Annotated in this window: 20 protein-coding genes; 15 read left to right on the forward strand and 5 right to left on the reverse strand. The window is 66.3% G+C overall.

Annotated features, from left to right (window positions below):
* Positions 1–615 carry a TetR/AcrR family transcriptional regulator gene (locus ACZK2G_RS11850; protein ID WP_208043486.1) on the reverse strand — a complete coding sequence of 205 codons (615 nt, stop codon included), beginning with the start codon at positions 613–615 and terminating at the stop codon, positions 1–3.
* 169 nt (positions 616–784) lie between these two features.
* On the opposite strand from ACZK2G_RS11850, the gene ACZK2G_RS11855 reads away from it, so the two are divergent.
* The 6 genes from ACZK2G_RS11855 (at position 785) to ACZK2G_RS11880 (ending at position 7,442) form a co-directional block, all read left to right on the forward strand.
* Positions 785–1,621: a siderophore-interacting protein gene (locus ACZK2G_RS11855; RefSeq protein WP_430766107.1), complete on the forward strand. Its 837-nt coding sequence runs from the start codon at positions 785–787 to the stop codon at positions 1,619–1,621.
* A gap of 196 nt (positions 1,622–1,817) precedes the next feature.
* Positions 1,818–3,995 (forward strand): TonB-dependent receptor, encoded by a 2,178-nt coding sequence (locus tag ACZK2G_RS11860; RefSeq protein ID WP_478473380.1) that lies wholly within the window; start codon positions 1,818–1,820, stop codon positions 3,993–3,995.
* A 52-nt stretch (positions 3,996–4,047) separates the two neighbouring features.
* The gene (locus ACZK2G_RS11865; protein ID WP_478473382.1) at positions 4,048–4,347 is read left to right on the forward strand and encodes a DUF3649 domain-containing protein; all 300 of its coding nucleotides are present in this window, start codon (positions 4,048–4,050) and stop codon (positions 4,345–4,347) included.
* Positions 4,344–5,954 carry a PepSY-associated TM helix domain-containing protein gene (locus tag ACZK2G_RS11870; RefSeq protein WP_478473384.1) on the forward strand — a complete coding sequence of 537 codons (1,611 nt, stop codon included), beginning with the start codon at positions 4,344–4,346 and terminating at the stop codon, positions 5,952–5,954. The genes ACZK2G_RS11865 and ACZK2G_RS11870 overlap by 4 nt, the downstream gene beginning before the upstream one ends.
* Entirely contained in the window at positions 5,951–6,229 is a 279-nt protein-coding gene (locus ACZK2G_RS11875) for a DUF3325 domain-containing protein (RefSeq protein WP_046986480.1), read from the forward strand. Before ACZK2G_RS11870 ends, ACZK2G_RS11875 begins: the two co-directional genes overlap by 4 nt.
* A gap of 298 nt (positions 6,230–6,527) precedes the next feature.
* A complete protein-coding gene (locus ACZK2G_RS11880) occupies positions 6,528–7,442 on the forward strand; it encodes an IS110 family transposase (protein WP_478473386.1) in 915 nt (304 codons plus the stop codon).
* An 11-nt stretch (positions 7,443–7,453) separates the two neighbouring features.
* On the opposite strand, the gene ACZK2G_RS11885 is transcribed toward ACZK2G_RS11880, so the two are convergent.
* Together ACZK2G_RS11885 and ACZK2G_RS11890 are read right to left on the reverse strand one after the other, a co-directional pair.
* Positions 7,454–8,566: a DNA glycosylase AlkZ-like family protein gene (locus ACZK2G_RS11885; RefSeq protein ID WP_478473388.1), complete on the reverse strand. Its 1,113-nt coding sequence runs from the start codon at positions 8,564–8,566 to the stop codon at positions 7,454–7,456.
* 53 nt (positions 8,567–8,619) lie between these two features.
* Positions 8,620–9,234, reverse strand: a complete 615-nt coding sequence (locus tag ACZK2G_RS11890) for a TetR/AcrR family transcriptional regulator (RefSeq protein WP_046986479.1) — start codon at positions 9,232–9,234, stop codon at positions 8,620–8,622.
* A 239-nt stretch (positions 9,235–9,473) separates the two neighbouring features.
* On the opposite strand from ACZK2G_RS11890, the gene ACZK2G_RS11895 reads away from it, so the two are divergent.
* Positions 9,474–11,720 (forward strand): TonB-dependent receptor, encoded by a 2,247-nt coding sequence (locus ACZK2G_RS11895; RefSeq protein WP_208043482.1) that lies wholly within the window; start codon positions 9,474–9,476, stop codon positions 11,718–11,720.
* A gap of 170 nt (positions 11,721–11,890) precedes the next feature.
* Here ACZK2G_RS11895 and ACZK2G_RS11900 read toward each other — a convergent pair whose 3' ends face one another.
* The gene (locus tag ACZK2G_RS11900; RefSeq protein WP_046982558.1) at positions 11,891–12,556 is read right to left on the reverse strand and encodes a TraX family protein; all 666 of its coding nucleotides are present in this window, start codon (positions 12,554–12,556) and stop codon (positions 11,891–11,893) included.
* A 114-nt stretch (positions 12,557–12,670) separates the two neighbouring features.
* Here ACZK2G_RS11900 and pip point away from each other — a divergent pair, with 114 nt between their 5' ends.
* The 8 genes from pip (at position 12,671) to ACZK2G_RS11940 (ending at position 20,863) form a co-directional block, all read left to right on the forward strand.
* The gene (gene pip, locus ACZK2G_RS11905) at positions 12,671–13,618 is read left to right on the forward strand and encodes a prolyl aminopeptidase (RefSeq protein ID WP_426353412.1); all 948 of its coding nucleotides are present in this window, start codon (positions 12,671–12,673) and stop codon (positions 13,616–13,618) included.
* A 320-nt stretch (positions 13,619–13,938) separates the two neighbouring features.
* On the forward strand, positions 13,939–14,238 hold the full coding sequence (locus ACZK2G_RS11910; RefSeq protein WP_337302803.1) for an EF-hand domain-containing protein: 300 nt from the start codon (positions 13,939–13,941) through the stop codon (positions 14,236–14,238).
* A gap of 293 nt (positions 14,239–14,531) precedes the next feature.
* On the forward strand, positions 14,532–14,831 hold the full coding sequence (locus tag ACZK2G_RS11915; RefSeq protein ID WP_046982556.1) for a hypothetical protein: 300 nt from the start codon (positions 14,532–14,534) through the stop codon (positions 14,829–14,831).
* 62 nt (positions 14,832–14,893) lie between these two features.
* The gene (gene mgtA, locus ACZK2G_RS11920; protein WP_478473390.1) at positions 14,894–17,653 is read left to right on the forward strand and encodes a magnesium-translocating P-type ATPase; all 2,760 of its coding nucleotides are present in this window, start codon (positions 14,894–14,896) and stop codon (positions 17,651–17,653) included.
* A gap of 31 nt (positions 17,654–17,684) precedes the next feature.
* Positions 17,685–18,422: an MgtC/SapB family protein gene (locus ACZK2G_RS11925; RefSeq protein WP_012511185.1), complete on the forward strand. Its 738-nt coding sequence runs from the start codon at positions 17,685–17,687 to the stop codon at positions 18,420–18,422.
* Positions 18,423–18,631: 209 nt separating this feature from the next.
* Positions 18,632–19,687 carry a sensor histidine kinase gene (locus ACZK2G_RS11930; RefSeq protein ID WP_046982554.1) on the forward strand — a complete coding sequence of 352 codons (1,056 nt, stop codon included), beginning with the start codon at positions 18,632–18,634 and terminating at the stop codon, positions 19,685–19,687.
* The gene (locus tag ACZK2G_RS11935) at positions 19,680–20,321 is read left to right on the forward strand and encodes a response regulator transcription factor (RefSeq protein WP_046982553.1); all 642 of its coding nucleotides are present in this window, start codon (positions 19,680–19,682) and stop codon (positions 20,319–20,321) included. Before ACZK2G_RS11930 ends, ACZK2G_RS11935 begins: the two co-directional genes overlap by 8 nt.
* Positions 20,318–20,863 (forward strand): DUF1697 domain-containing protein, encoded by a 546-nt coding sequence (locus ACZK2G_RS11940; protein WP_478473392.1) that lies wholly within the window; start codon positions 20,318–20,320, stop codon positions 20,861–20,863. Before ACZK2G_RS11935 ends, ACZK2G_RS11940 begins: the two co-directional genes overlap by 4 nt.
* Before the next feature lie 61 nt (positions 20,864–20,924).
* Here ACZK2G_RS11940 and ACZK2G_RS11945 read toward each other — a convergent pair whose 3' ends face one another.
* The gene (locus tag ACZK2G_RS11945; protein WP_136637956.1) at positions 20,925–21,359 is read right to left on the reverse strand and encodes an EamA family transporter; all 435 of its coding nucleotides are present in this window, start codon (positions 21,357–21,359) and stop codon (positions 20,925–20,927) included.
* Positions 21,360–21,401 lie beyond the last annotated feature (42 nt).

The raw sequence follows: 21,401 nt of genomic DNA on the forward strand, positions 1-21,401 counted from the left end.
TTACCCAGAGGCTGCCGTGCGTCCGCACATCGCCAACGCACCGATGATCAATGCCTCCATGCTGCGGTCGAACTCGGCCTGCTGTGCCTTCCTATCCAGTGGCCGCCGCGACGTATCGACCACCGCATTCCGCGAGTACACGGTGTCGGCCAACGCCACGGCGTGATACGCCACGGTCGACAGCAACCACGCTGCCTGCTCCAGCGGGAGGCCATGTGCACGACTGAACTCGGCATGATGGCGCTGGATGCGGGCCAGCATCTCCGGCGTCTTCGCGCCGTGGCTGACCAGGAATGGCGCCAGGCCCGGATTGGCATCCACCAGCGCCCGCAGTGAACGCTGGAATGCGCGCAGGTCCTCCTCGATGCTGCGCCGGCCAGCGGCATCCAGCGCCGGCGCCTGCCAACGCTCGAAGATCGCCTCGGCCACCAGCTCGCGCAGCGCCGCCAGATTCGCCACATGCTTGTACAGCGCGATGTGGCTCACCCCCAGCGCCGCCGCCACGCCCACGAAGCTCAGCGCCGGCAGCGTCATTGCAATGCCGGCGTCGGCGATGCGGTCGCGGGTGATGGTGGGCGGTCGCCCACGGGTGGCGGTCTTTTTCGGTGCAGCCATGCGGTAACGGCTCCTGCGCGATGCGCGGGCAAGGGCTGCCATGGTGGTCCGCAGCGACGCGGTGGTCAACGCATCCCGTGGCCGCTGGACAGGCCTGGGTTACGACTTGATCAATTTAGTTTACTATGATGTAACTAATTCGCATTCGCAGTGCCCAGGATCGTTGTCGATGTCCGCGTCCCCCACTTCAATCACCCCGCCCGGTCCGCTACGCAGTGCCGACCATGATCGCGGCCTGCAGGCGCTGCAGGTCCAGGTGGTCGCGGTTGTACAGCCATGCGCCAGCCTGCTGCGCCTCGTGGTCCAGTTGCCGGAGCAGGCAGCCCTCGCGCCGTGGCAGCGCGCAAACACTGCCGTGCGCATCCAGCTCGGCGCCGCCTTCGGCGATGTGTCACGGATCTACACCGTGCGCTGCGTCGACGCGCACACGCGCCGATTCACGCTGGATGTGGTGCTGCACGAAGCACCAGGACCGATGCTGGCCTGGGTACGTGCGCTGCGCCCCGGTGATGCCTTCGATCTGACCGGCCCGCGCCCGCATCTGCAGGTGCCGCAGCGTGAAGGTGCCAGCGCTCTCCTGTTCGCTGATCAGAGCGCCATCCCAGCCCTGTCTGCGTTGCTGCAGCAATGGCCGGCCGGTCTGCATGCGCAGGCCTGGATCGCCTCGAATGATCCCTTCCCGGTAGACGAGCTGCCCCGCATCAATGGTGTCTGCGTGCAGCGCCTGGCCACCGGTGATGCGCCCTTGCTGCAGCAGGCACGCAGACTGCACCCGGACGCCAACAACACCGTCTGGGCGGCCGGCGAGCGCGAGGAAATGCGCGCCCTGCGCCGCCACTTCATCGAAGCGGTCGGCCTGGCACGGACCGACGTCGCCGTTGCCGGCTACTGGAAACGTGGCGAGACCACCACCGACACCGACCAGCGCCGCCGCCGCAACTACGAGCGCGTGCTGGCCCGCGGCGGTGGCCTGCAGGACCTCGACGACCTCGCCGACGATATCTGATCCACCCCGCAGCACCCGCGCTCCGCGCTTCGCTCCACCCAGCCACAGATCGCCCACGCACCTCGCGTGCAGCACTGCCCCAGCGGCAGCGCCGTGCCCTCTGCCAGCCACTCCACAGCCCGCGTCGTCCTGCCCGTGCAGGTCATCGACGGCGCCGTGCTGGCCGATCGCACGACCCACCACGACGAGAACCGCCATGTCCCTCCCCGCCCGAACCCTGCCCCTCCCGCGCCGTACCGCGCTGTCCCTCGCCGCGCGCGCGGCAATGCTGCCTGCGCTGCTGATCGCCACTGCCGCCCACGCCAACGACGCGCCCGATGGCGCCCGCCAGCTGCCCACGGTGAACGTACGCGCCGACAAGACCGCGCCTACCGATGCCTACGCCGGTGGTCAGGTGACGCGCGGCAGCCGTGTCGGCCTGCTCGGCGACCTCGATTTCATGGACACACCGTTCAACACCACCCGCTACACCGCCGAATTCATCGAGAACATCCAGGCACCGGATCTGGTACGGGTGATCGCGCTGACCGACCCGAGCGTCTACAACAGCGGTTCCAGTGGCGGCATCACCGATTACTTCAACATCCGTGGCTTCGGCGTGGCCTCCTCGGACATCGGCTTCGGCGGCCTGTACGGGCTGATTCCCTACTACCGGGTCACCCCGGAACTGGCCGAGAACATCGAGGTGCTGAAGGGTCCGTCCGCGCTGCTCAACGGCATGCCGCCGGGCGGCTCGGTCGGCGGCAGCGTCAACCTTGTACCGAAGCGTGCCGGCGACACGCCGTTGACCCGCTTCACCGCCAGCTACGGCAGCGACGCACAGTTCGGTGGCCATCTGGATATCGGCCGCCGCTTCGGCGCGGACAAGCAGTTCGGCATGCGCCTCAATGCCGTGCACCGCGATGGCGACACCGCCACCGACCACCAGCAGCACAAGGCGCAGCTGGCATCGCTCGGCCTGGACTGGCGCGGCGAGCGCTCGCAGGTATCGCTGGACCTGTTCAGCAGCCGCGACCACGTGGATGGCCTCAACCGTGGTGTCTCGCTGGCACCTGGCCTGGCCGTGCCGCGCCCGCCGAAGGCCAGCACGCTGTTCGCACCGGGCTGGACCTTCAGCACCGTCAAGGACCAGGCCGCCGCGCTGCGCTGGTCGTTCGACATCAATGATCACCTGCAGGCGCACGCCAGCTACGGTCACGGCCATACCGATTTCGATTCCATCGCCAGCGGCACCACGCTGATCACCAATGCCGCCGGCGACTTCCGCAACAACTTCGCCCACCAGCGTTTCATCTACAGCAAGGACACCGCCGAAGCCGGGGTGTCGGCACGCTTCCGCACGGGCCCGGTCGATCATGCACTGGCCATCAGCGCCGCCTGGTACCAGCACGATTACAAGTTCGGCTTCCAACGCAACCTGCTGGCCCGCGACTGGGTGACCAATATCTACAATCCGCAATGGGGCCCGGCCATCGACCGCAGCTTCAGCAATGCGTCGCTGCCGAAGACCGGCGAAGTCCGCACCACCAGTTTCGGTATCGCCGACACGCTGTCCTTCATCGATGACCGCGTGCAGCTGACCCTTGGCATCCGCCGCCAGACCGTGCTCAGCGATACCATCGACGGCAGCAGTGGCAAGCGCACGTCGCGCTACGACACCAGCGCCAACACCCCGGCCGGCGCGCTGCTGTTCAAGGCCAGTGACCGCCTGTCGCTGTACGCCAACTACATCGAAGGGCTCAGCCAGGGCAGCACCGCACCGGTCAACGCAGCCAACGCCGGCGAAGTGTTCCCGCCGTACAAGACCCGCCAGCGCGAAGTCGGCGCCAAGTTCGACTTCGGTCGCCTGGCCAGTGCGCTGAGCGTGTACGAGATCGAGAAGCCCGGTTCCTACACCGACCCGGCCACCAACGTGTTCTCGTTCGGCGGCCAGCAGCGCAACCGTGGCGTGGAATGGACCGTGTTCGGCCAGGCCACCGAACAGCTGCGCGTGCTGGGTGGCATCGGCTGGCTGCAGCCGAAGCTGACCCGTACCCAGGGCGGCATCAATCAGGGCCGCCTGGCCACCGCCACCCCGCAATGGCAGGGCAAGCTCGGCGTGGAATGGGACGTGCAGGCCGTGCCGGGCCTCACCCTCACCGGCAATGCAGTCAGCCTGTCCAAGGGCTACATCAATGCCGACAACAGCCAATGGGTAGCCGGCCGCACCGTGTTCGACCTCGGTGCCCGCTATGCACTGCAGGCCGCCGGTCACCCGTTGGTGCTGCGCGCCACCGTGCAGAACCTCACCAACAAGGCGTACTGGGCAGGCAGCCTCGGCTCCGGGCTGGGCACGCCGCGCACCGCCGTGCTGTCGGCCACCGTCGATTTCTGATGCCTGATGCACGGGCGCCACGCCATCGCGCGTGGCGCCCCGGAGAAGTGATGTGAGCGTTCCCCGTACCACCGCCGTACTGGCCTGGCTGCCGCTGGTCTCACGCATCCTCGCCGCGTTGTTCGGCGGCTATGTGCTGGCCGCGCTGTGCAGCATCGCCGCACTGGCGCTGCCCATCGATGGCCGCCAGGCCGTGTTCACCGGCATGCTGGCCAGCTTCCTGTTGTACGCGGGCGCCGTAGTCTGGGTGTTCGCGGTGCGCTCGGCATGGCGCGCATGGCTGGGCCTGATCGTCGCCGCGTTGCCACTGTGGCTGATTGCACAGACGGTCGGCAACGGAGGCACTGCATGAGCAAGGTCGATCGCCCCCCGAAGCCACGCGGCATCCGCCAGACCATGTCCGACCTGCATATATGGGTCGGGCTGCTGGCCGGCTGGATCCTGTACGCGATGTTCCTCACCGGCACCGCCAGCTACTTCCGCGACGAGCTCTCGCGCTATACCCGCCCGGAAATCGCCACGCCGTCTATATTGCCGGATGCCGCTATCGTCACGAAGCGCACCGTCGCCACGATCATGGCCGACACGCCAGCGGCCAGCCAGATCAACCTCGGCCTGCCGAGCACGCGCATGCCATGGGTGTCGGCGATGTGGGCCAGCCCGGGTGGGCGTGGCCGGCATGGCTTCGACTCGGGCCTGTTCGATGCCAACACCGGCGCGCCGCTGCAGGCACGCGACACCGGCGGCGGCGACTTCTTCTATGCCTTCCATTTCAACCTGCATTACATGCCTGCGATGTGGGGTCGCTGGATCGTCGGCCTGTGCGCGATGTTCATGCTGGTGGCCATCGTCAGCGGCGTGATCACCCACAAGAAGATCTTCGCTGACTTCTTCACCTTCCGCTGGGGCAAGGGCCAGCGCTCGTGGCTGGATGGTCACGCGGCACTCTCGGTGCTCGGCCTGCCGTTCCATTTCATGATCACCTGGAGCGGGTTGGTGATGCTGGCGGTGCTGTACATGCCGTGGGGCCTGGCCAAGCTGCCGGACAAGCGCCAGCAGGCCGAGGTGGTCAGCGAGATGCGCCTGTTCCTGCCACCGCAGAAAGCCGCGGGCCAGCCTGCCCCGCTCACCGACGTCGGCGCACTGGTGCAACAGGCCGAGCAGCGCTGGGGAACCGGATCGGTGGGCAGCGTGCAGGTGCAGAACCCCGGCGACCAGAACGCACGCGTGGCCGTGGTGCGTGCGCAGTCCAGCCGCGTTTCGACCACCCCGAACTATCTGCTGTTCGACGGCAGCGGCGGGCAGTTGCTGCAGGTCAAGGAGCACTCGGGCGTCGCCGCCGATACACAGGGCGTGCTGTATGGCCTGCACCTGGGCCGCTTCGCCGATGCCGCCCTGCGCTGGCTGTACTTCATCGTCAGCCTGGCCGGCACCGCCATGGTCGGCACCGGGCTGGTCCTGTGGACGGTCAAACGCCGTGCGCAGCTGCCCGATCCGCAGCGCCCCTACTTCGGCTTCCGCCTGGTCGAGCGTCTCAACATCGCCACCGTCGCCGGCCTGTCGGTGGCGATGGCGGCCTATCTGTGGGCGAACCGCCTGTTGCCCACTGCCATGGACGGGCGCGCGGCGTGGGAGGTGCATGTGTTCTTCCTGGCTTGGGCGACCATGTTCGTGCACGCCACGCTGCGGACACCCAAGCGAGCGTGGATCGAACAGTTCCTGCTGGCGGCGTTGCTGCTTGCACTGCTGCCGGTGCTGACGGCGATGACTACGGCACATCCGTTGTGGCGCACGCTGGCCGCAGGCGATTGGGCCTTTGCCGGGACCGACCTGACCCTGCTGGCATTGGCCGCCCTGCACACGCTGCTGGCCTGGCGCACCTGGCGGCATGCACCGAAGGTGAAGCGCACACGGCCGTCTGCAGCGTCACGCAATGCGGTTTCCGAGGCCAGCGCATGATCCACGTCATTCTGTTCGTGCTGTCACTGGCCGCGTTCGGTTGTCTGGCGCTGGCGATGGAGCGCCATCAGCGCGATGTGCTGCGCCGTGTGTTGAGCGCGCAGGCGACCGAGAAACTGCGCGCGGTCGGCTGGGCGCTGCTGGTGTTCAGTGCCGTGTTCGCCATGCGCGGGCTGGGAGTGGGTTTCGGTCTGGCCGCGTTGTCCGGGCACACCAGCGTGGCCGCAGGTGTTGTGGTGGTGGCGATGGTGGCGCATGGGCGGCGGGATCGGTAGATGCCCACCTTGGTGGGCACCGGTGAAAGCGACGCCAACCAAGGTTGGCGACTACCTAGACCGACAGGCATCAATGCGTCGCTCGGCTCTTATCTCTTGCGACTCTGGCACCTTAGGTGCCGAGAGCCCGGCGCGGGCGACCGTTCGGCTCTAGGTCTTCTCGATCGCTCTGTAGCAAGGATCTCCGCGCCGGTTTCTCCCTGATCCGCCCGAACAGTTGATCGAGTTGGCGCTCGCACTGATAAGACTGGGCAAGCGGGGGGAGCTCTCGGCCCTGTCAGCCTAGCGGAGTTATCTCATGTTTGGGATCGGGATCGATGTCAGTGGTGAGAATCTGGATGTTGCCGTCCATGAACAGGCCTTTCGCCAGTTCAAGAACAGCAAACGTGGCTGGAATAGCCTGATCCGGTGGTTGCAGCAGTGGCCAGCCAAGCAGGTCGTGCTCGAGGCCAGTGGCGGCTACGAGCAAAAGGCACTGGATGCGCTGCATGAAGCAGGCCTGCCGATGGTACGAATCAATCCTGGCCGTGGCCGCAGCTTTGCCTCAGCCACGGGAAAGCAGGCCAAGACCGATCGTATTGATGCCATGGTGCTGGCCCACATGGCCGATGCCCTAAAACTGACCCGCTACGTACCGCCAGCGGCTTGGCAGCGCCGCCTGGGTGAGCTGTGCCAGCGACGTCGCCACCTGGTCCAGATGCGGGTGAGCGAGCATCAGCGCATGCGCGCGTTCAGCGAACCCAGCCTGATTTCCATGCTGAATCAGCACCTGGGCGAGATCCAGAAAAGCATCAAGCAGCTCGACGCCACCATCGCAGCGCTGCTGGCCGAACAGGAAGGATGGCGTGACTTTGCCAAGCTCAAAGGTGCCGGCCCGGTGTTGATGGCAACCCTGGCCTGCGAGCTCCCGGAGCTGGGCAAGCTCAGCGGGAAAGCCATCTCGGCCTTGGTAGGGGTTGCCCCCATGAACCGCGAAAGCGGAACCTGGAAAGGGCGACGATGCATCACCGGAGGCCGCGCCGTTGTACGCGAAGCGCTCTACATGGCGGCGCTGACGGCCAAACGCTATGAGCCTCGGCTCAAGGAATTTTTTGAATCCCTCGTCAAGCAGGGCAAGCCGGGCAAGGTGGCTTTGGTCGCGGTGATGCGCAAGATGCTGGTGATCCTCAACGCCCGCAAAAGGGATGCGGAGGCCCAGATGGCCTCCGCCTGACAAGACAGTTGCTACAGAAAAGCCGCCATGCGCTGCAGTTCGTCTTCAAGCGCGGAACGAAACACGCGGTCGCGAGCCAGCGACTTGCCGGCATAGCCCACGCTGGACGCCAGTTCACCGTCGCGCACGCTGAGATTGGCCCAGCCCACCACCTGGTCGCGCCACAGCATCGGCAACGCGTAGTAGCCGTATTGGCGCTTCGGCGCAGGCGTGTAGGCCTCGAACTTGTACACCCAGCCCCAAAGCAGCTCGAAGCGGCGGCGGTCCCACACCACCGGGTCGAACGGCGCCAGCAGGCGCACCTGTTCGTCCGGCGCATGCCGGTGCGAGCGCGGGTTCTCGTCCGCCGGCCAGTACCAGGTGGTGCCGTCCAGCGTGCAGCTGGCCAGCTGGTGCTTTGCCAGCATCAACGCCTGCCGGGTCTGCTCGGCCAGATGCGGTGCGCCATAGCCCAGTAGGCGCACCAGATAGGTCAGGCTGGCCGACGGCAGTGGCGCGTACTTGCGCACCACCAGATCGATCAGGGCGGCGGCGCGTTCAATCTGCGCCTGCTCGCTGGCATCTGCCTCGGCGTGGTCGGCCACGGCGTAGATGCGGGTGCCGCTGTCGCGCCGCTGCACGCGCAGCAGGCCACGGTAATGCATGCCATCCAGCAGGTGCGTGCTGGCATTGCTGGTGCCGCCCCAGTAGTTGGTCACCCGCCCATGCGCGAACGCCTGATCCACCTCCCGCGGGTGCACGCTGCCGCGCTCGCGCACGAAGGCCAGCACGTCGGCCGCGCGGCGATGGGTCTCGGCGTCCCACTCGCGCTTGCACACGCGCGGGTGCATCAGCGCCAAATGCTCGCGTGGCAGGAAGCCGTAGTTCACCAGGCAATCTTCTTCCACCGGCAGACGCGTATAACGCCGCTCCAGATCACCGGCGCGATAGTCCTTCACCCGGTGGCGCAAGGTCAGGTCCTGCGCACGTGCCGGCGCGCGGATCGGGTCGGCCTGCACGAAGCCCAGGCGCCGGATCGCGGTCATCAGCGTGGTGGGTTTGAACAGCGTGCGCGCCACCGCATGGCGGCGCAGATCATCGAGGGTGGGCGTGGCAGGCATGGCCGCATTGTAGATCCACGCCATGCCTGGATGCTGCCTTGGCCAACCGTGCGACGGCATCCACGCATGGAGTGGATCTACCGAAGCTCCAATACCTCCAGCGAACCTATCACCAGCGCACGCATGCCCTGCTTGAATTCGGCGATCACTTCCTCGTCCTGCACGCGGCGGCCGGTCAACACTTCGGTTTCGTCATCCACCAGCCCGTACACCGTATCCGCACCGGCAATGCAGTAGAACGCTATCGTGGCCAGCAACCAGCGCGCCTTGTCCAGCGGCAGGCCGAACACCTCGGCCACATGCGCCTGGTGCGAGGCGATCTTCTCCAGCATCGGCGTGGTCGCCACCGAACGGCGCAGCAGGTAAGGCGGCAACCCCGGGTGCGCTTTCACCACCTCGCACAGTGATTCCACGAACCCCAGCAGGTAGGCCTGCAACCCACCCGGCGCATCGGCAGACGCACGCGGAATCTGCCAGCGCTGGAACACCGTATCGGCAACCAGCCGCTTCAAGGCCTCCAGATTGGCCACGCGCTTGTAGAGCGCGGCCTGGGTCACCGCCAGCTCGGCGGCCACATTGGCCATGGTCAGGTTCGGCAGGCCCAGCGTGATGCCGATGTCGGCCAGCCGATCTGGGGTGATGGTAGGCGGGCGGCCACGGGCCGGCGCCGGGATCTCAGGTTGCATGCTCATACCGTAGCGAGGGTGCCAGCAAAGGGACCCTCTTGTCCGCTTCATGTAATTTAGTTTAATTTACTCAACTAATTCGGAATGCGTCTGGTTCGCAACCCCGCCGCCGTCCGCAATCGAGCCCATGGCTCACTTCCCGCCAGGTTCCCACCCAGCCGACAACCCTGCGCTGCGCCCACCCCCGTGCTTGCCGTCGGCAGCGCGCCAGGCGCGTTCGCACCTGCGATTCACAGGAATCTGGCATGACCGTGTACGACCTTTCCTCTCTGCTGCAGCGCGCAGCTGCTGATCCGACCCGCCTGGTGATGCTCCCGCCGGGCATGGCCCGGCGCTACCAGAGCACCCCCAATGCGCGTAGCGGCCAGACGCAGGCGCTGGGCATCCGGGTGTCGGTCCTGGCGCTGGGCCTGCTGGCCTCGTTCGCCGCGCTGGCCGAGTCGACGCCGTCCACCCTGCCTTCGGTGCAGGTGCAGGAACAGCGCCGGGTGACCGGCGACTATGCCGGCGGACAGGTGGCCTCTGGCAGCCGCGTCGGCCTGCTCGGCGACAAGGACTTCATGGATACGCCGTTCAGTACGGTCAGCTACACCGAAGCCTTCATCCGCGACCGCCAGGCCAAGGACCTCACCGACGTCATCGCCGCCACCGACCCCACGGTGTTCAGTAACGGCGTCACCGGTTCCTGGAGCGAGAACTACGCCATCCGCGGCTTCGCCTCCAGCAGCAGCGACACCACCTTCAACGGCCTCAGCGGCATCGCGCCGTACTACCGCACCTCACCGGAAATGTTCGAGCGCATCGAGGTGTTGAAGGGCCCGTCCGCCCTGCTCAACGGCATGCCGCCGGGCGGCTCGGTCGGTGGCAGCGTCAACTTGGTGCCCAAGCGTGCGGATGACCAGCCATTGCTGCGGATCAGCGCCAACTTCGCCTCCGATGCGCAGTTCGGCACCCATGTGGATGTGGGCCGCCGTCTGGGCGCCGACAAGCAGTTCGGCATCCGCTTCAACGGCGCTTACCGTGATGGCGACGGTGCAGTGGGCAAGCAGAGCAAGAAGGTGCAGCTGGGCTCGCTGGCGCTGGATTGGCGCGGCGAGCGCGCCCGCCTGTCGGCCGATCTGTACAGCGCCGACGACCGCGTCGACGGCCCGGCCCGTGGTGTCGGCCTGGCACCGGGCGTCGCCATTCCCCGCCCGCCGCGAGGCGACACACTGATCAACCCGGACTGGGCCTACGTGGACAGCCAGGACAAGGGCGCGATGCTGCGTGGCGAGCTGGATATCATCGACAACCTGATGGCCTACCTGGCCTACGGCACCAGCAAGACCGACTACCGCTACAACGGATCGATCAGCGCGCAGATCCTCAACCCAGCCGGTGACTTCACTACCGTGATCGGCCAGCTGGCGTTCGACATCAAGAAGCAGTCCGGTGATGCTGGCCTGCGCGGCAGCTTCCGTACCGGCAGCGTCGGCCACCAGTGGGCTGCCAACGTGACCCATTACCAGCACACCCAGAACGACTACGGCCGCCGCAGCGTGCCGGGCTGGGACTGGACCACCAACCTGTACAACCCGGTGTGGGGCCCGGCCGCGCCGTTCGTGGCGCCGCATATCTCGCACACCGAGCTGCGGCTGGACAGCCTCGGCTTCGCCGACACCTTGTCCTTCGCCGATGACCGCGCGCAACTGACGCTGGGCGTGCGTCGCCAGCAGGTGGTCAGCGAGACCTTCAACGTGGCCAGCGGTGCGCGCACCTCACGCTATGACGAGAGCGCCACCACCCCTGCCGCCGCGTTGCTGGTGAAGGCCACCGATAAGCTTTCGATCTACACCAACTACATCGAAGGCCTCAGCCAGGGCGCCACCGCGCCGATGACTGCTGCCAACGCCGGCGATGTGTTCGCGCCTTTCCGCACCAAGCAGAAGGAGCTCGGCCTGAAACTGGACCTTGGCAGCTTCACGCACACCTTCAGCGTGTACGAGATCAAGCGCCCGAGCAGCTACACCGACCCGGTCACGAATGTCTTCTCGTTCGGTGGTGAACAACGGAACCGCGGCGTGGAATGGGGTTTCTTCGGCTCACCGCTGGATGGCGTGCGCCTGCTGGGTGGCATGGCCTATGTGCAGCCCAAGCTGACCCGCACGGCCGGTGGCGTGAATGAAGGCCGCATGGCCACGGCGGTTGCGCAGCGGCAGGCCAAGCTGGGCGTGGAATGGGATGTGCCTGCACTGGAGGGCTTTACCCTGACCGGCAATGCCACCGCCATGTCGAAGCAGTACATCAGCGCAGACAATAGCCTGTCGGTACCTGGGCGCACTTTGTTCGATGTGGGTGCGCGCTACAGCACCACCGTGGCCGGACGACCGCTTGCCCTGAGAGCGAGCGTGAACAACGTGACCAACAAGGCGTATTGGGGCATGCCGTTGCTTTCCAGCCTGGCGCTGGGGGCACCGAGAACGGTGTTGTTGTCGGCCACGATGGATTTCTGAAAGGCATCCATGGGCGGCGTGGGCGTACTGTAGAGCCGAGCCATGCTCGGCTCCGTTTCCTTTGATGAGCCGAGCATGGGCTCGGCTCTACAGAATGCCAGGCAATCCGCCAGAAGCATCCACGTATGGCGTGGATCTACCGACACAAGGCACGACCACCCATGTATTGATCAAGAAAGCACGCGCGCCACCACCGCCAGTACCAGCAGATGCCCCACGTAGTACCCATAGAACATCCAGCGCCAGCGTGGCAGTTGCCACTGCACCCGTGCGGCCAGCAGCACCACGGGAACTGCCAGCACGGCCCAGCCGTTCCGGTTGGCCCAGCACACCGCCGCCAAGGCAATCAGCAGCGTCCACCACGCGCGATGGCGGAACGCGATCCAGGCCAGCAGGACACTGCCGACTCCGGCCCACTGGTAGTCCACCAGCATCGGCAGTACACCCGCCGCCAACAACAGCAACAGGGGCCGGTTGTTGGCCAGCGCGTGCACCGCCACGGCAGCCAGGGCGAACGTGAGTAGGATGTTGAGCGGCAGCCAGGAGCCAAAGACCAAGGCATGCAGCGGTTGGGCGATGACGCCCCACAGGGCCAGGCGACGCATCGACTTGCGAAGGTCGGCGCCCGGTTGGGCCAGGTTGCAGGCCATCACCAGTGCGAACAGCGGAAAGGCGATGCGCCCCAGTTCAGTGACCACCGGCACGTAGCCACCGAACACCACCTTGGCCACGTGGTCGCCGGTCATGGCCAGCAATGCGATCCACTTCAGCAGCTCGCGGGCGCCACTGCCGAGGCTGATGCTGAACGTGGACGTCCTTGTCGTGGTCGCGTGCATCCCAGAAGCTTATGCGCATCGGCAAGCCCATTTCCAGCGTCCCGCAAGCAACACCCCCTGCCTCGGTCGGCGCGAGGCGCTATGCTGGCCGCCCCTGCTTGTGAGACACCCGCCATGCGCACTCTGTACCCAACCATCGAGCCGTACCGCGAGTTCACTCTGCCGGTAAGCGATCTGCACACGCTGCACATCGAAGAGTGCGGCACGCCGGAGGGCATTCCGGTGGTGTACCTGCATGGCGGACCGGGTGCGGGTATTTCGCCCACCCATCGCCGTTTCTTCGACCCGGCGCGCTACCGCATCGTGCTGATCGACCAGCGCGGCAGCGGTCGCTCCACGCCGTTCGGCGAGCTGCGCGACAACACCACGCAGGAACTGGTGGCCGACATCGAGAAGGTGCGCGAGCACCTCGGCATTGAGCGTTGGCTGGTCTATGGCGGTTCCTGGGGCTCGACCCTGTCGCTGGCCTACGCGCAGGCACATCCCGAGCGTGCCACCGGCCTGATCGTGCGTGGCGTTTTCTTGGGCCGCGAGATGGAAAACCGCTGGTTCGCCGAGGCCAACGGCGGTGCGCGCTGGATCTTCCCGGAGCGCTGGGATCGCTACGAGGCCTACATTCCAGAAGGCGAGCGTGGCGACATGATTGCGGCCTACTGGACGCGCATGGACAGCGCCGATGAGGCCACCCGCATCGCAGCCGCGCAGGCCTGGCTGGGCTGGGAAGACAACGCCGCCACCCTGCAGCACGACGTGGATGCTGTTTCCACGGATGACCCGCTGGACACTCTGGCCAAGGCCCGCATCGAAGCGCATTACTTCCGCAACGGTATCTTCCTGGAACCGAACCAGCTGTTGCGCGATATAGATCGCATCCGCCATCTGCCCGGCGTGATCGTGCAGGGCCGCTACGACATTATCTGCCCGCCGCGCAGCGCCTGGGACCTGGCCAAGGCCTGGCCGGAGGCAAAGCTGGAGATGGTGACCTCGGGACATAGCGCGAACGAGCCGGCGACGGTCGATGCGCTGGTGCGCGCCACGGATGCGTTCGCCGACCGCTTCTGAGGAAATGGTTGTGCCGGCCGCTGGCCGGCATCCCACCGTTCGAGGGCAGAGTCGACTGCTGGGGGGAAGCTGAGAACCCTGCGCTTCGCGTGATAGTCAACTAGCAGTCGACTCTACCGAGCCGACTCCGTCGATCCAACTCCGTCCAACCGCCTCCCCGGGCATCTCTGCGCGATCGCCGCTATGCGGCCCGGTGAATGGCGGCCCACCGGCACATGTCCACCGGGCCGGTTCTTCGCAGCTCGCTTACAGACCCCGACCGAAGATCCAGCCGTGGCCATCCACAAGCGTGGCCCGCGCCCCCACTCCTGGAGCCTGTCATGACCGGTATTCGCTACGTTCCTGTTGTCCTCGCCATCTCCTTGGGCCTGCTGCTGGGCGCCTGTTCCAAGACCCAGGAAGCCAGCAAGGCCACCGCAGCCGAGGACGTAACCGAAGTGAAGCTCATCCCTGCCTATGAATCGCTGGACAAGGACAAGGACGGCATCGTCACCCTGGCCGAAGTGGATGCGGTGGCGCCAGACTGGGCCGAACGACTGCACGCCTGCGATACCGATCGCAACAAGACGTTGAGCCGCGGCGAGTACGACGTGTGCAAGCAGACCAGCACCTCGCATTGATTCCTTGATGCGCCATCGATTGGCGCGATGCTCGCCCGGCTATACCAAGGTATAGCCGGGCTAACCCACGAGCCTCTAGGACTACCCCATTCAGGGGCGGACAATAGCGCCACTGGCCAGGGCAACCCTGGCTGGCTCCCTCCCTTCATGGAGACGCAGATGGACCCCGACCCTGCCGGGCGCCCCGCGCCCCGTATGCCCGCCTGTTGCCTGTTCCTGGCGCCCGCCCGCCGGTCCCCGCCTGCCTGAGTGACGGGGGATCGTCAGGCACCGCCTGCCTGGAGATCGCCCCCATGTCCTACAAGATCCTCTACATCACCCTGCGCCGCCTGATCGGCGAGCGCGATGTTGCCGCCCTGCGCAGCCAACTGCTGCAGCACGGCCCCGTGGTTTTCGCCCGTTCGCTGTCGCTCGGTTCGCCGCGCGTGGTCGCCGACGCACTGTCGCTGCTGCCGATCAGCGAGCGCATCAACGTGCTGCGCCATCTGCCCTACCCCCTTCGCGATGCGATGAAGCCGCTGTGCATCGGTGGCAGCCAGCGCCTGCATATGCAGCCGTGGTCACCGGCGGTACTGGCGATGCGCCACGCCTGATCCGTTGCATCCATTCCGTTCGTAATCCGGCCGCGGCCGGCTCTGACATTCAAGGAGTTCCCATGAGCCTGCTCAACGCCTGGTTCAATGCCTTCCTGCGCAGCCGTCGCGCAGGCAACCTGTTCGGCCGTCGCGCCATGCCCGAAGCCGGCTTCGGCCCGGGCAGCGCCGAAGCCGCACCGTTCGCGCTCACCACCGGCCTGGTGACCCTGTCGCAGCTGGACGAGCCGCGCCTGCTGGCCGCGCTCGACTCGCACGTCGATGGCCTCAGCCCGCATGAGGCCCAGGAGCGGCTGGCCACGCTCGGCCCCAACGAGGTCGATCACGAAAAACCGCTTCCGTGGTGGCGCCATCTGTGGCAGTGCTACCGCAATCCGTTCAACCTGCTGCTGACCGTGCTGGCGGCGGTGTCCTGGCTGACCGAGGACATCAAGGCCACCGTGGTGATTGGTGCGATGGTGCTGCTGTCCACGCTGATCCGCTTCGTGCAGGAAGGCCGTTCCAACCGTGCCGCCGAGCGGTTGAAGGCACTGGTCGGCAACACCGCGCGCGTGCTGCGCCGCAATCCGGGCACCGAGGCGGCAGACGTTGCCGACCAGTATTTCGGTGCCCACCTGCACAGCCGTCGCCCGGCGCGGTTGCTGGACCTGCCGATCCGTGAGCTGGTGCCCGGTGACCACATCGTGCTGTCGGCCGGCGACATGATTCCGGCCGATTGCCGCGTGCTGACCGCCAAGGACCTTTTCGTGGCGCAGGCAGCGATGACCGGCGAGTCGCTGCCGGTGGAGAAGTTCGCGCACCCGGGCGATGGCCTGGCTGGTCTGCTGGAGCAGCACAACCTGCTGTTCATGGGCACCAATGTGGTGTCCGGCACCGCCACCGCCGTGGTGCTGGCCACCGGCAACCGTACCTACTTCGGCACCCTGGCCCAGCGCAGCACCGCCACCGACCGCGCGCCGACTGCGTTCCAGGCCGGCGTCAACAGTGTCAGCTGGCTGCTGATCCGCTTCGCGTTGGTGATGGTGCCGTTCGTGCTACTGATCAATGGCTGGACCAAGGGCGACTGGACCGAGGCATTCCTGTTCGCGCTGTCGGTGGCGGTGGGCCTGACCCCGGAAATGCTGCCGATGATCGTCACCTCCACCCTGGCCAAGGGTGCGGTGCTGCTGTCGCGGCGCAAGGTGATCGTCAAGCGTCTGGATGCGATCCAGAACTTCGGTGCGATGGAAGTGCTGTGCACCGACAAGACCGGCACCCTCACCCAGGACAAGATCGCGCTGGAACGGCACACCGATGTGTTCGGTCACGATTCGGAGGATGTGCTGAAGTTTGCCTACCTCAACAGCCATTTCCAGACCGGGCTGATCAACCTGCTGGACCGTGCGGTGCTGGAGCACGTGGAGCTGCAGAGCTCGCTGCGGCTGTCGCAGGACTACCACAAGGTGGATGAGATTCCGTTCGACTTCGAGCGCCGCCGCATGTCGGTGGTGGTGTCCGAACGCGAGGACCACCATGAGCTGATCTGCAAGGGAGCAGTGGAAGAAATGCTGGCGGTGTGCAGCACCGTGCGCGAGAACGGCGAGGACAAGGCGTTGGATGAGCAGCGGCTGGCGCGCGTGCGGCAGACCACGGAGGAACTGAACGAACAGGGCCTGCGCGTGGTGGCAGTGGCGATGAAGGAAACTGCTGCCAGCCAGACCGTGTATTCGCAGGCTGACGAGTGCGGCCTGACCCTGGTCGGCTACGTGGCCTTCCTCGACCCGCCCAAGGAATCGGCTGCGCAGGCATTGCAGGCGCTGGCCGCGCATGGCGTGGAGGTGAAGGTATTCACCGGTGACAACGAACTGGTGACCGCCCGCGTCTGCGCGCAGGTCGGGCTGGAGGCAGACACCATTCTGACCGGTCCGCAGATCGAGCGCATGGATGACGGCGCGCTGTCGCGGGCGCTGCACCACCACCGCGTGTTCGCTCGCCTGACCCCGCTGCACAAGGAGCGCCTGGTGCGCGAGCTGCGTGCGCAGGGCAAGGTGGTCGGTTTCCTCGGCGATGGCATCAACGATGCACCGGCGCTGCGTGCGGCGGACATCGGCATCAGCGTGGACAGTGCGGTGGACATCGCCAAGGAGGCGGCCGACATCATCCTGCTGGAAAAGAACCTGATGGTGCTGGAGGAAGGTGTGATCCAGGGCCGGCGCACCTTCAACAACATGCTGAAGTACATCCGCATGACTGCCAGCTCCAACTTCGGCAACGTGTTCTCGGTGCTGGTGGCCTCGGCCTTCCTGCCGTTCCTGCCGATGCTGCCACTGCAGCTGCTGGTGCAGAACCTGCTGTACGACATCTCGCAGATCGCCATTCCGTTCGACAACGTGGACGAGGAGCTGGTGCGCAAGCCGCTGAAGTGGAACCCGGCAGACATTGGACGCTTCATGGTGTTCTTCGGACCGATCAGCTCGATCTTCGACCTGAGCTGCTTTGCCCTGATGTGGTACGTGTTCGATGCGCGCACACCAGCCGACCAGGGCCTGTTCCAGTCCGGCTGGTTCGTGGTGGGCCTGCTGACCCAGACGCTGATTGTGCACATGATCCGTACACCGAAGGTGCCGTTCCTGCAGAGCATCGCCGCGCCGCCGCTGCTGGTGATGACCGGCCTGATCATGGCCATCGGCGTGGCCCTGCCGATGAGTCCGCTGGCTGGCTACTTCAAGCTGCAGGCCCTGCCGACCGGCTACTGGCCGTTCCTGGTGGCGATCCTGTTCGGCTACGCGGTGCTGACCACCCTGCTGAAGAAGATCTACATCCGTCGCTACGGCTGGCAGTAAGCGCCCGCCGCCTGGTCCAGGGAGAAGCACAATGGACATCAATCCGAACCTGCCGGCGTTCAACGCCGGCGCGACCCTGAGCTCGTTGATCAGCCTCTCGGTGGCCTTCGTGCTTGGCACCGTCATCGGCCTGGAGCGACAGCTGCGCCAACGCACCGCCGGTCTGCGCACCAATACACTGGTGGCGGTGGGTGCGGCAGTGTTCGTGGACCTGGCCGTGCGCTTCCACGACCTGTACGGCGGCCCGCCGTCGCCACTGCACGTGGTGGCCTATGTGATCTCCGGTGTCGGCTTCCTCGGCGCCGGCGCGATCATGAAGGACGGCGCGCAGGTGTCCGGCCTGAACACCGCGGCCACCCTCTGGGGCTCGGCGGCGGTTGGCGCCTGTGCGGGTATCAAGCTGCTGCCCGAAGCGGTACTGGCGGCCGTGTTCGTGCTGGCCGCCAACACCCTGCTGCGGCCGGTGGTGAACCGCATCCAGCGGCAGCCGTTGCCGGAGGCATTCAGCGAGGCGACCTATGCGATCAACGTGGTCTGCCAACGTGAGCAGCAGGCCGAGGTGCTGGACCAGCTGTTGCTGCTGCTGGAACAGGCGCACTACCCGGTACGCGCGGTGGACCAGCGCCCGTTCGGCGAGCGCGACGTGGAGATAGAAGCGGTGCTGTACGCCACCACGGTCGATGCCGGCGAACTGGATGCAGTACTGGCCACGCTGGCGACCACCCCCGGCGTGCTGCAGGGGTTCTGGAACGCCAGCCTGGAGGAGTAGCCGCTCGGTAGTGCCGGCCGCTGGCCGGCAACCTCATGGACGCCGGAAAAACCGTGCATTGCTCTGGTGGGTGCCGACCGTTGGTCGGCACAAACCACAGAATCCCGGCCCCAGGCGTTCGTGCCGACCAACGGTCGGCACCCACCAAGGTCGGCATCTACCAAATCCGGCTTTGCTATCCTTCCCCCCCACGCCAGGGAGACGTCCCGATGCCATCGCTGTCGCCCCGCCGCCCGCTGGTGCTGCTGGCCCTGATCGTTGTGATGGCGGCGATCTTCCTGGTCGATACCGTCACCGACTACGCCGTGGCTGCGGCCTGCTTCTATGCAGCGGTCATCCTCGCCGCATCACGAGTGCTGAGTGCGCGCGGGCTGATCAGCCTGGCCATCGCCTGCATCGCACTCACCGCCCTGAGCTTCTTCCTCACCCGCTTCGGCACCTATCGCATCGGCCTGGTCAATTCGGTGATCGGCATGCTGGTGATCGGCATCACCACCTACCTCGCGTTGAAGATGGAAGCGGCCAAGGCCGCAGTGCAGGAAGCGCAGGGCCGGTTGCTGCGGGTGGCGCGCGCGTCGACCGTGGGCGAGCTGACCACCTCCATCGCACATGAAGTCAACCAGCCGCTGGCGGCCATTGCCAGCAGCGCCGAGGCCTGCCAGCGCTGGCTGGCACAGGACCCACCGAACGTCGACAAGGCCCGGCAGACCGTGTCCCGCATCCTGGACGATGCACATCGCGCCGGTGACGTGATCGCCCGCATTCGCGGCCTGACCCAGGGTGCGGCACCGGAACGACGCGCCTTCGACCTGAACCAGGCGGTGGAGGAAATGCTGGCGCTGTCGCGCAGCGAGCTGGACCAGCACGGCGTGGCCGTGGCCCTGCTGCTCGATGCCGACCTGCCGCTGGTACAGGCCGATCGCGTGCAGGTGCAGCAGGTGATCGGCAACCTGATCCTCAATGCGGTGGACGCAATGGAGGCCGTGCCCGCCGCTGATCGACGCCTGTCCCTGTTGACCCAACGCGACGGACAGCGGATCAGCCTCAGCGTGCGCGACCGCGGTGTCGGCCTGCCAATCGACCATCCTGAGCGCGTGTTCGATGCCTTCTGGACCACCAAATCACACGGGCTGGGGCTCGGTCTCAGCCTGAGCCGTTCGATGATCGAAGCCAACGAAGGCAGGATCCGAGCCGAGCGCCCCAGCGGCGGGGGTGCCTGCTTTGTGTTTGACCTGCCCATCGCCACGGAACTTCCTCATGCGTAAGCCCGCTGCACCCGCCGCCGATCCAGCGCCCATCGTCTATGTGATCGATGACGATCCGTCGGTGCGCGCCGCGCTGGAAGACCTGCTCGCCTCGATGGGCCTGCAGGTACGGGCCTTCGCCTCCACCCAGGCATTCCTCGAGCACGAACTGGAAGATGCACCGGCCTGCCTGGTGCTGGATGTGCGCATGCCCGGCCAGAGTGGGCTGGAGTTCCATCGCACGATGGGCAGCCACGGCCTGCAGCTGCCGGTGGTGTTCATCACCGGCCACGGCGACATCGCGATGGGTGTCAACGCGATCAAGGACGGTGCCATCGAGTTCCTGACCAAGCCGTTCCGTGACCAGGAGCTGCTGGATGCAATCCACAAGGGGATCGACATCGACCGCCAGCGCCGCCGTGACGGCGAGGCACTGGACGCCCTGCAGCAGCGCTGGAATACCCTCAACCCCGGCGAGCGCGAGGTGGTCGACGGCGTGGTGCGCGGCCGCCTCAACAAGCAGATCGCCGGCGACCTCGGGGTGAGCGAGATCACCGTGAAGGTGCGCCGCGCACAGGTGATGCGCAAGATGGGCGCGCGTACGCTGGTCGACCTGGTGCGCATGTACGACCGCTTGCAGGCGGGCACCCCATGAGCGTGCATGTCGCGCTGCTACGCGCAGTCAACGTCGGCGGCACCGGCAAGCTGCCGATGGTTGAACTGGTGGCGATGTGCGAGGACGCAGGCTTCACCGACGTCCGCACCTATATCGCCAGCGGCAACGTGGTGTTCCGCAGCGGACTTGACGAAGCCGGCGTGCGGAAAGCCCTTGGCCAACGGCTGCAGGCCTATGCCGGAAAACCGGTGGGTGTGCTGGTGCGCTCGGCAGCCGAGATCGCGGCGGTTGCCGCCGGCAATCCGTTCCCGCACGCCGCCGGCAATCGTGTGGTCGCGCTGTTCGTGGATGAGGCACTGCCCACGGATCCCTTGACCGGGGTGACCGGCCTGCGCGATGAGCAGCTGGTGCTGGGTACACGCGAGATCTTCGTCCACTATGGCGACGGCATGGCCGACTCACGCCTGCGGATTCCCTATGCCCAGCAATGCACCGCCCGCAACCTCAACACGGTCGGCAAACTTGCGGCAATGGCCGCCGCGCTTGGCCAGGCCACCCCAGGCGGTAGAGGGAGACGGTAGAGTCGACTCTACCGTGTGCTTCGCCCTGCATCCTGCACTTCCGTGTGATGGTTGAATCCCGCTACTTCTTCGTCGCCAGCACGATCACCCCGGCAACCACCAGGCCGATGCCGCTCCACTCCCGCAGGCTCGGTCGTTCGCCCAGCAGCAGGTAAGCCAGCACGATCACCAGCACCACGCTGAACTTGTCGACCACCGCCACCTTGGCCAGTTCACCACTCTGCAGCGCGCGGAAGTAGAACAGCCACGAGGCGCCGGTGGCCAGTGCCGACAGCACCAGGAACAGCTGCGTGCGCCCCGGCAGCAGCAATGGATTCGACCACTTGCCGCTGATCACCACCAGCGGCAGGATCACCGCCGCCACCACCAGGGTGCGGATGGCCATGGCCAGATCCGAGTCGACGCCCTTGACCCCAACCTTGGCGAACAGCGCGGTCAGAGCGGCGAAGCAGGCTGACAACCCGGCCCAGACGAGCCATTGCGGAACGCTCTGCATGTTGCGCCACTCCCGGCTCCAAGAGCACCCACCGCCAACGCT

It is taken from the genome of Stenotrophomonas sp. 107298_Sma (assembly GCF_056480345.1).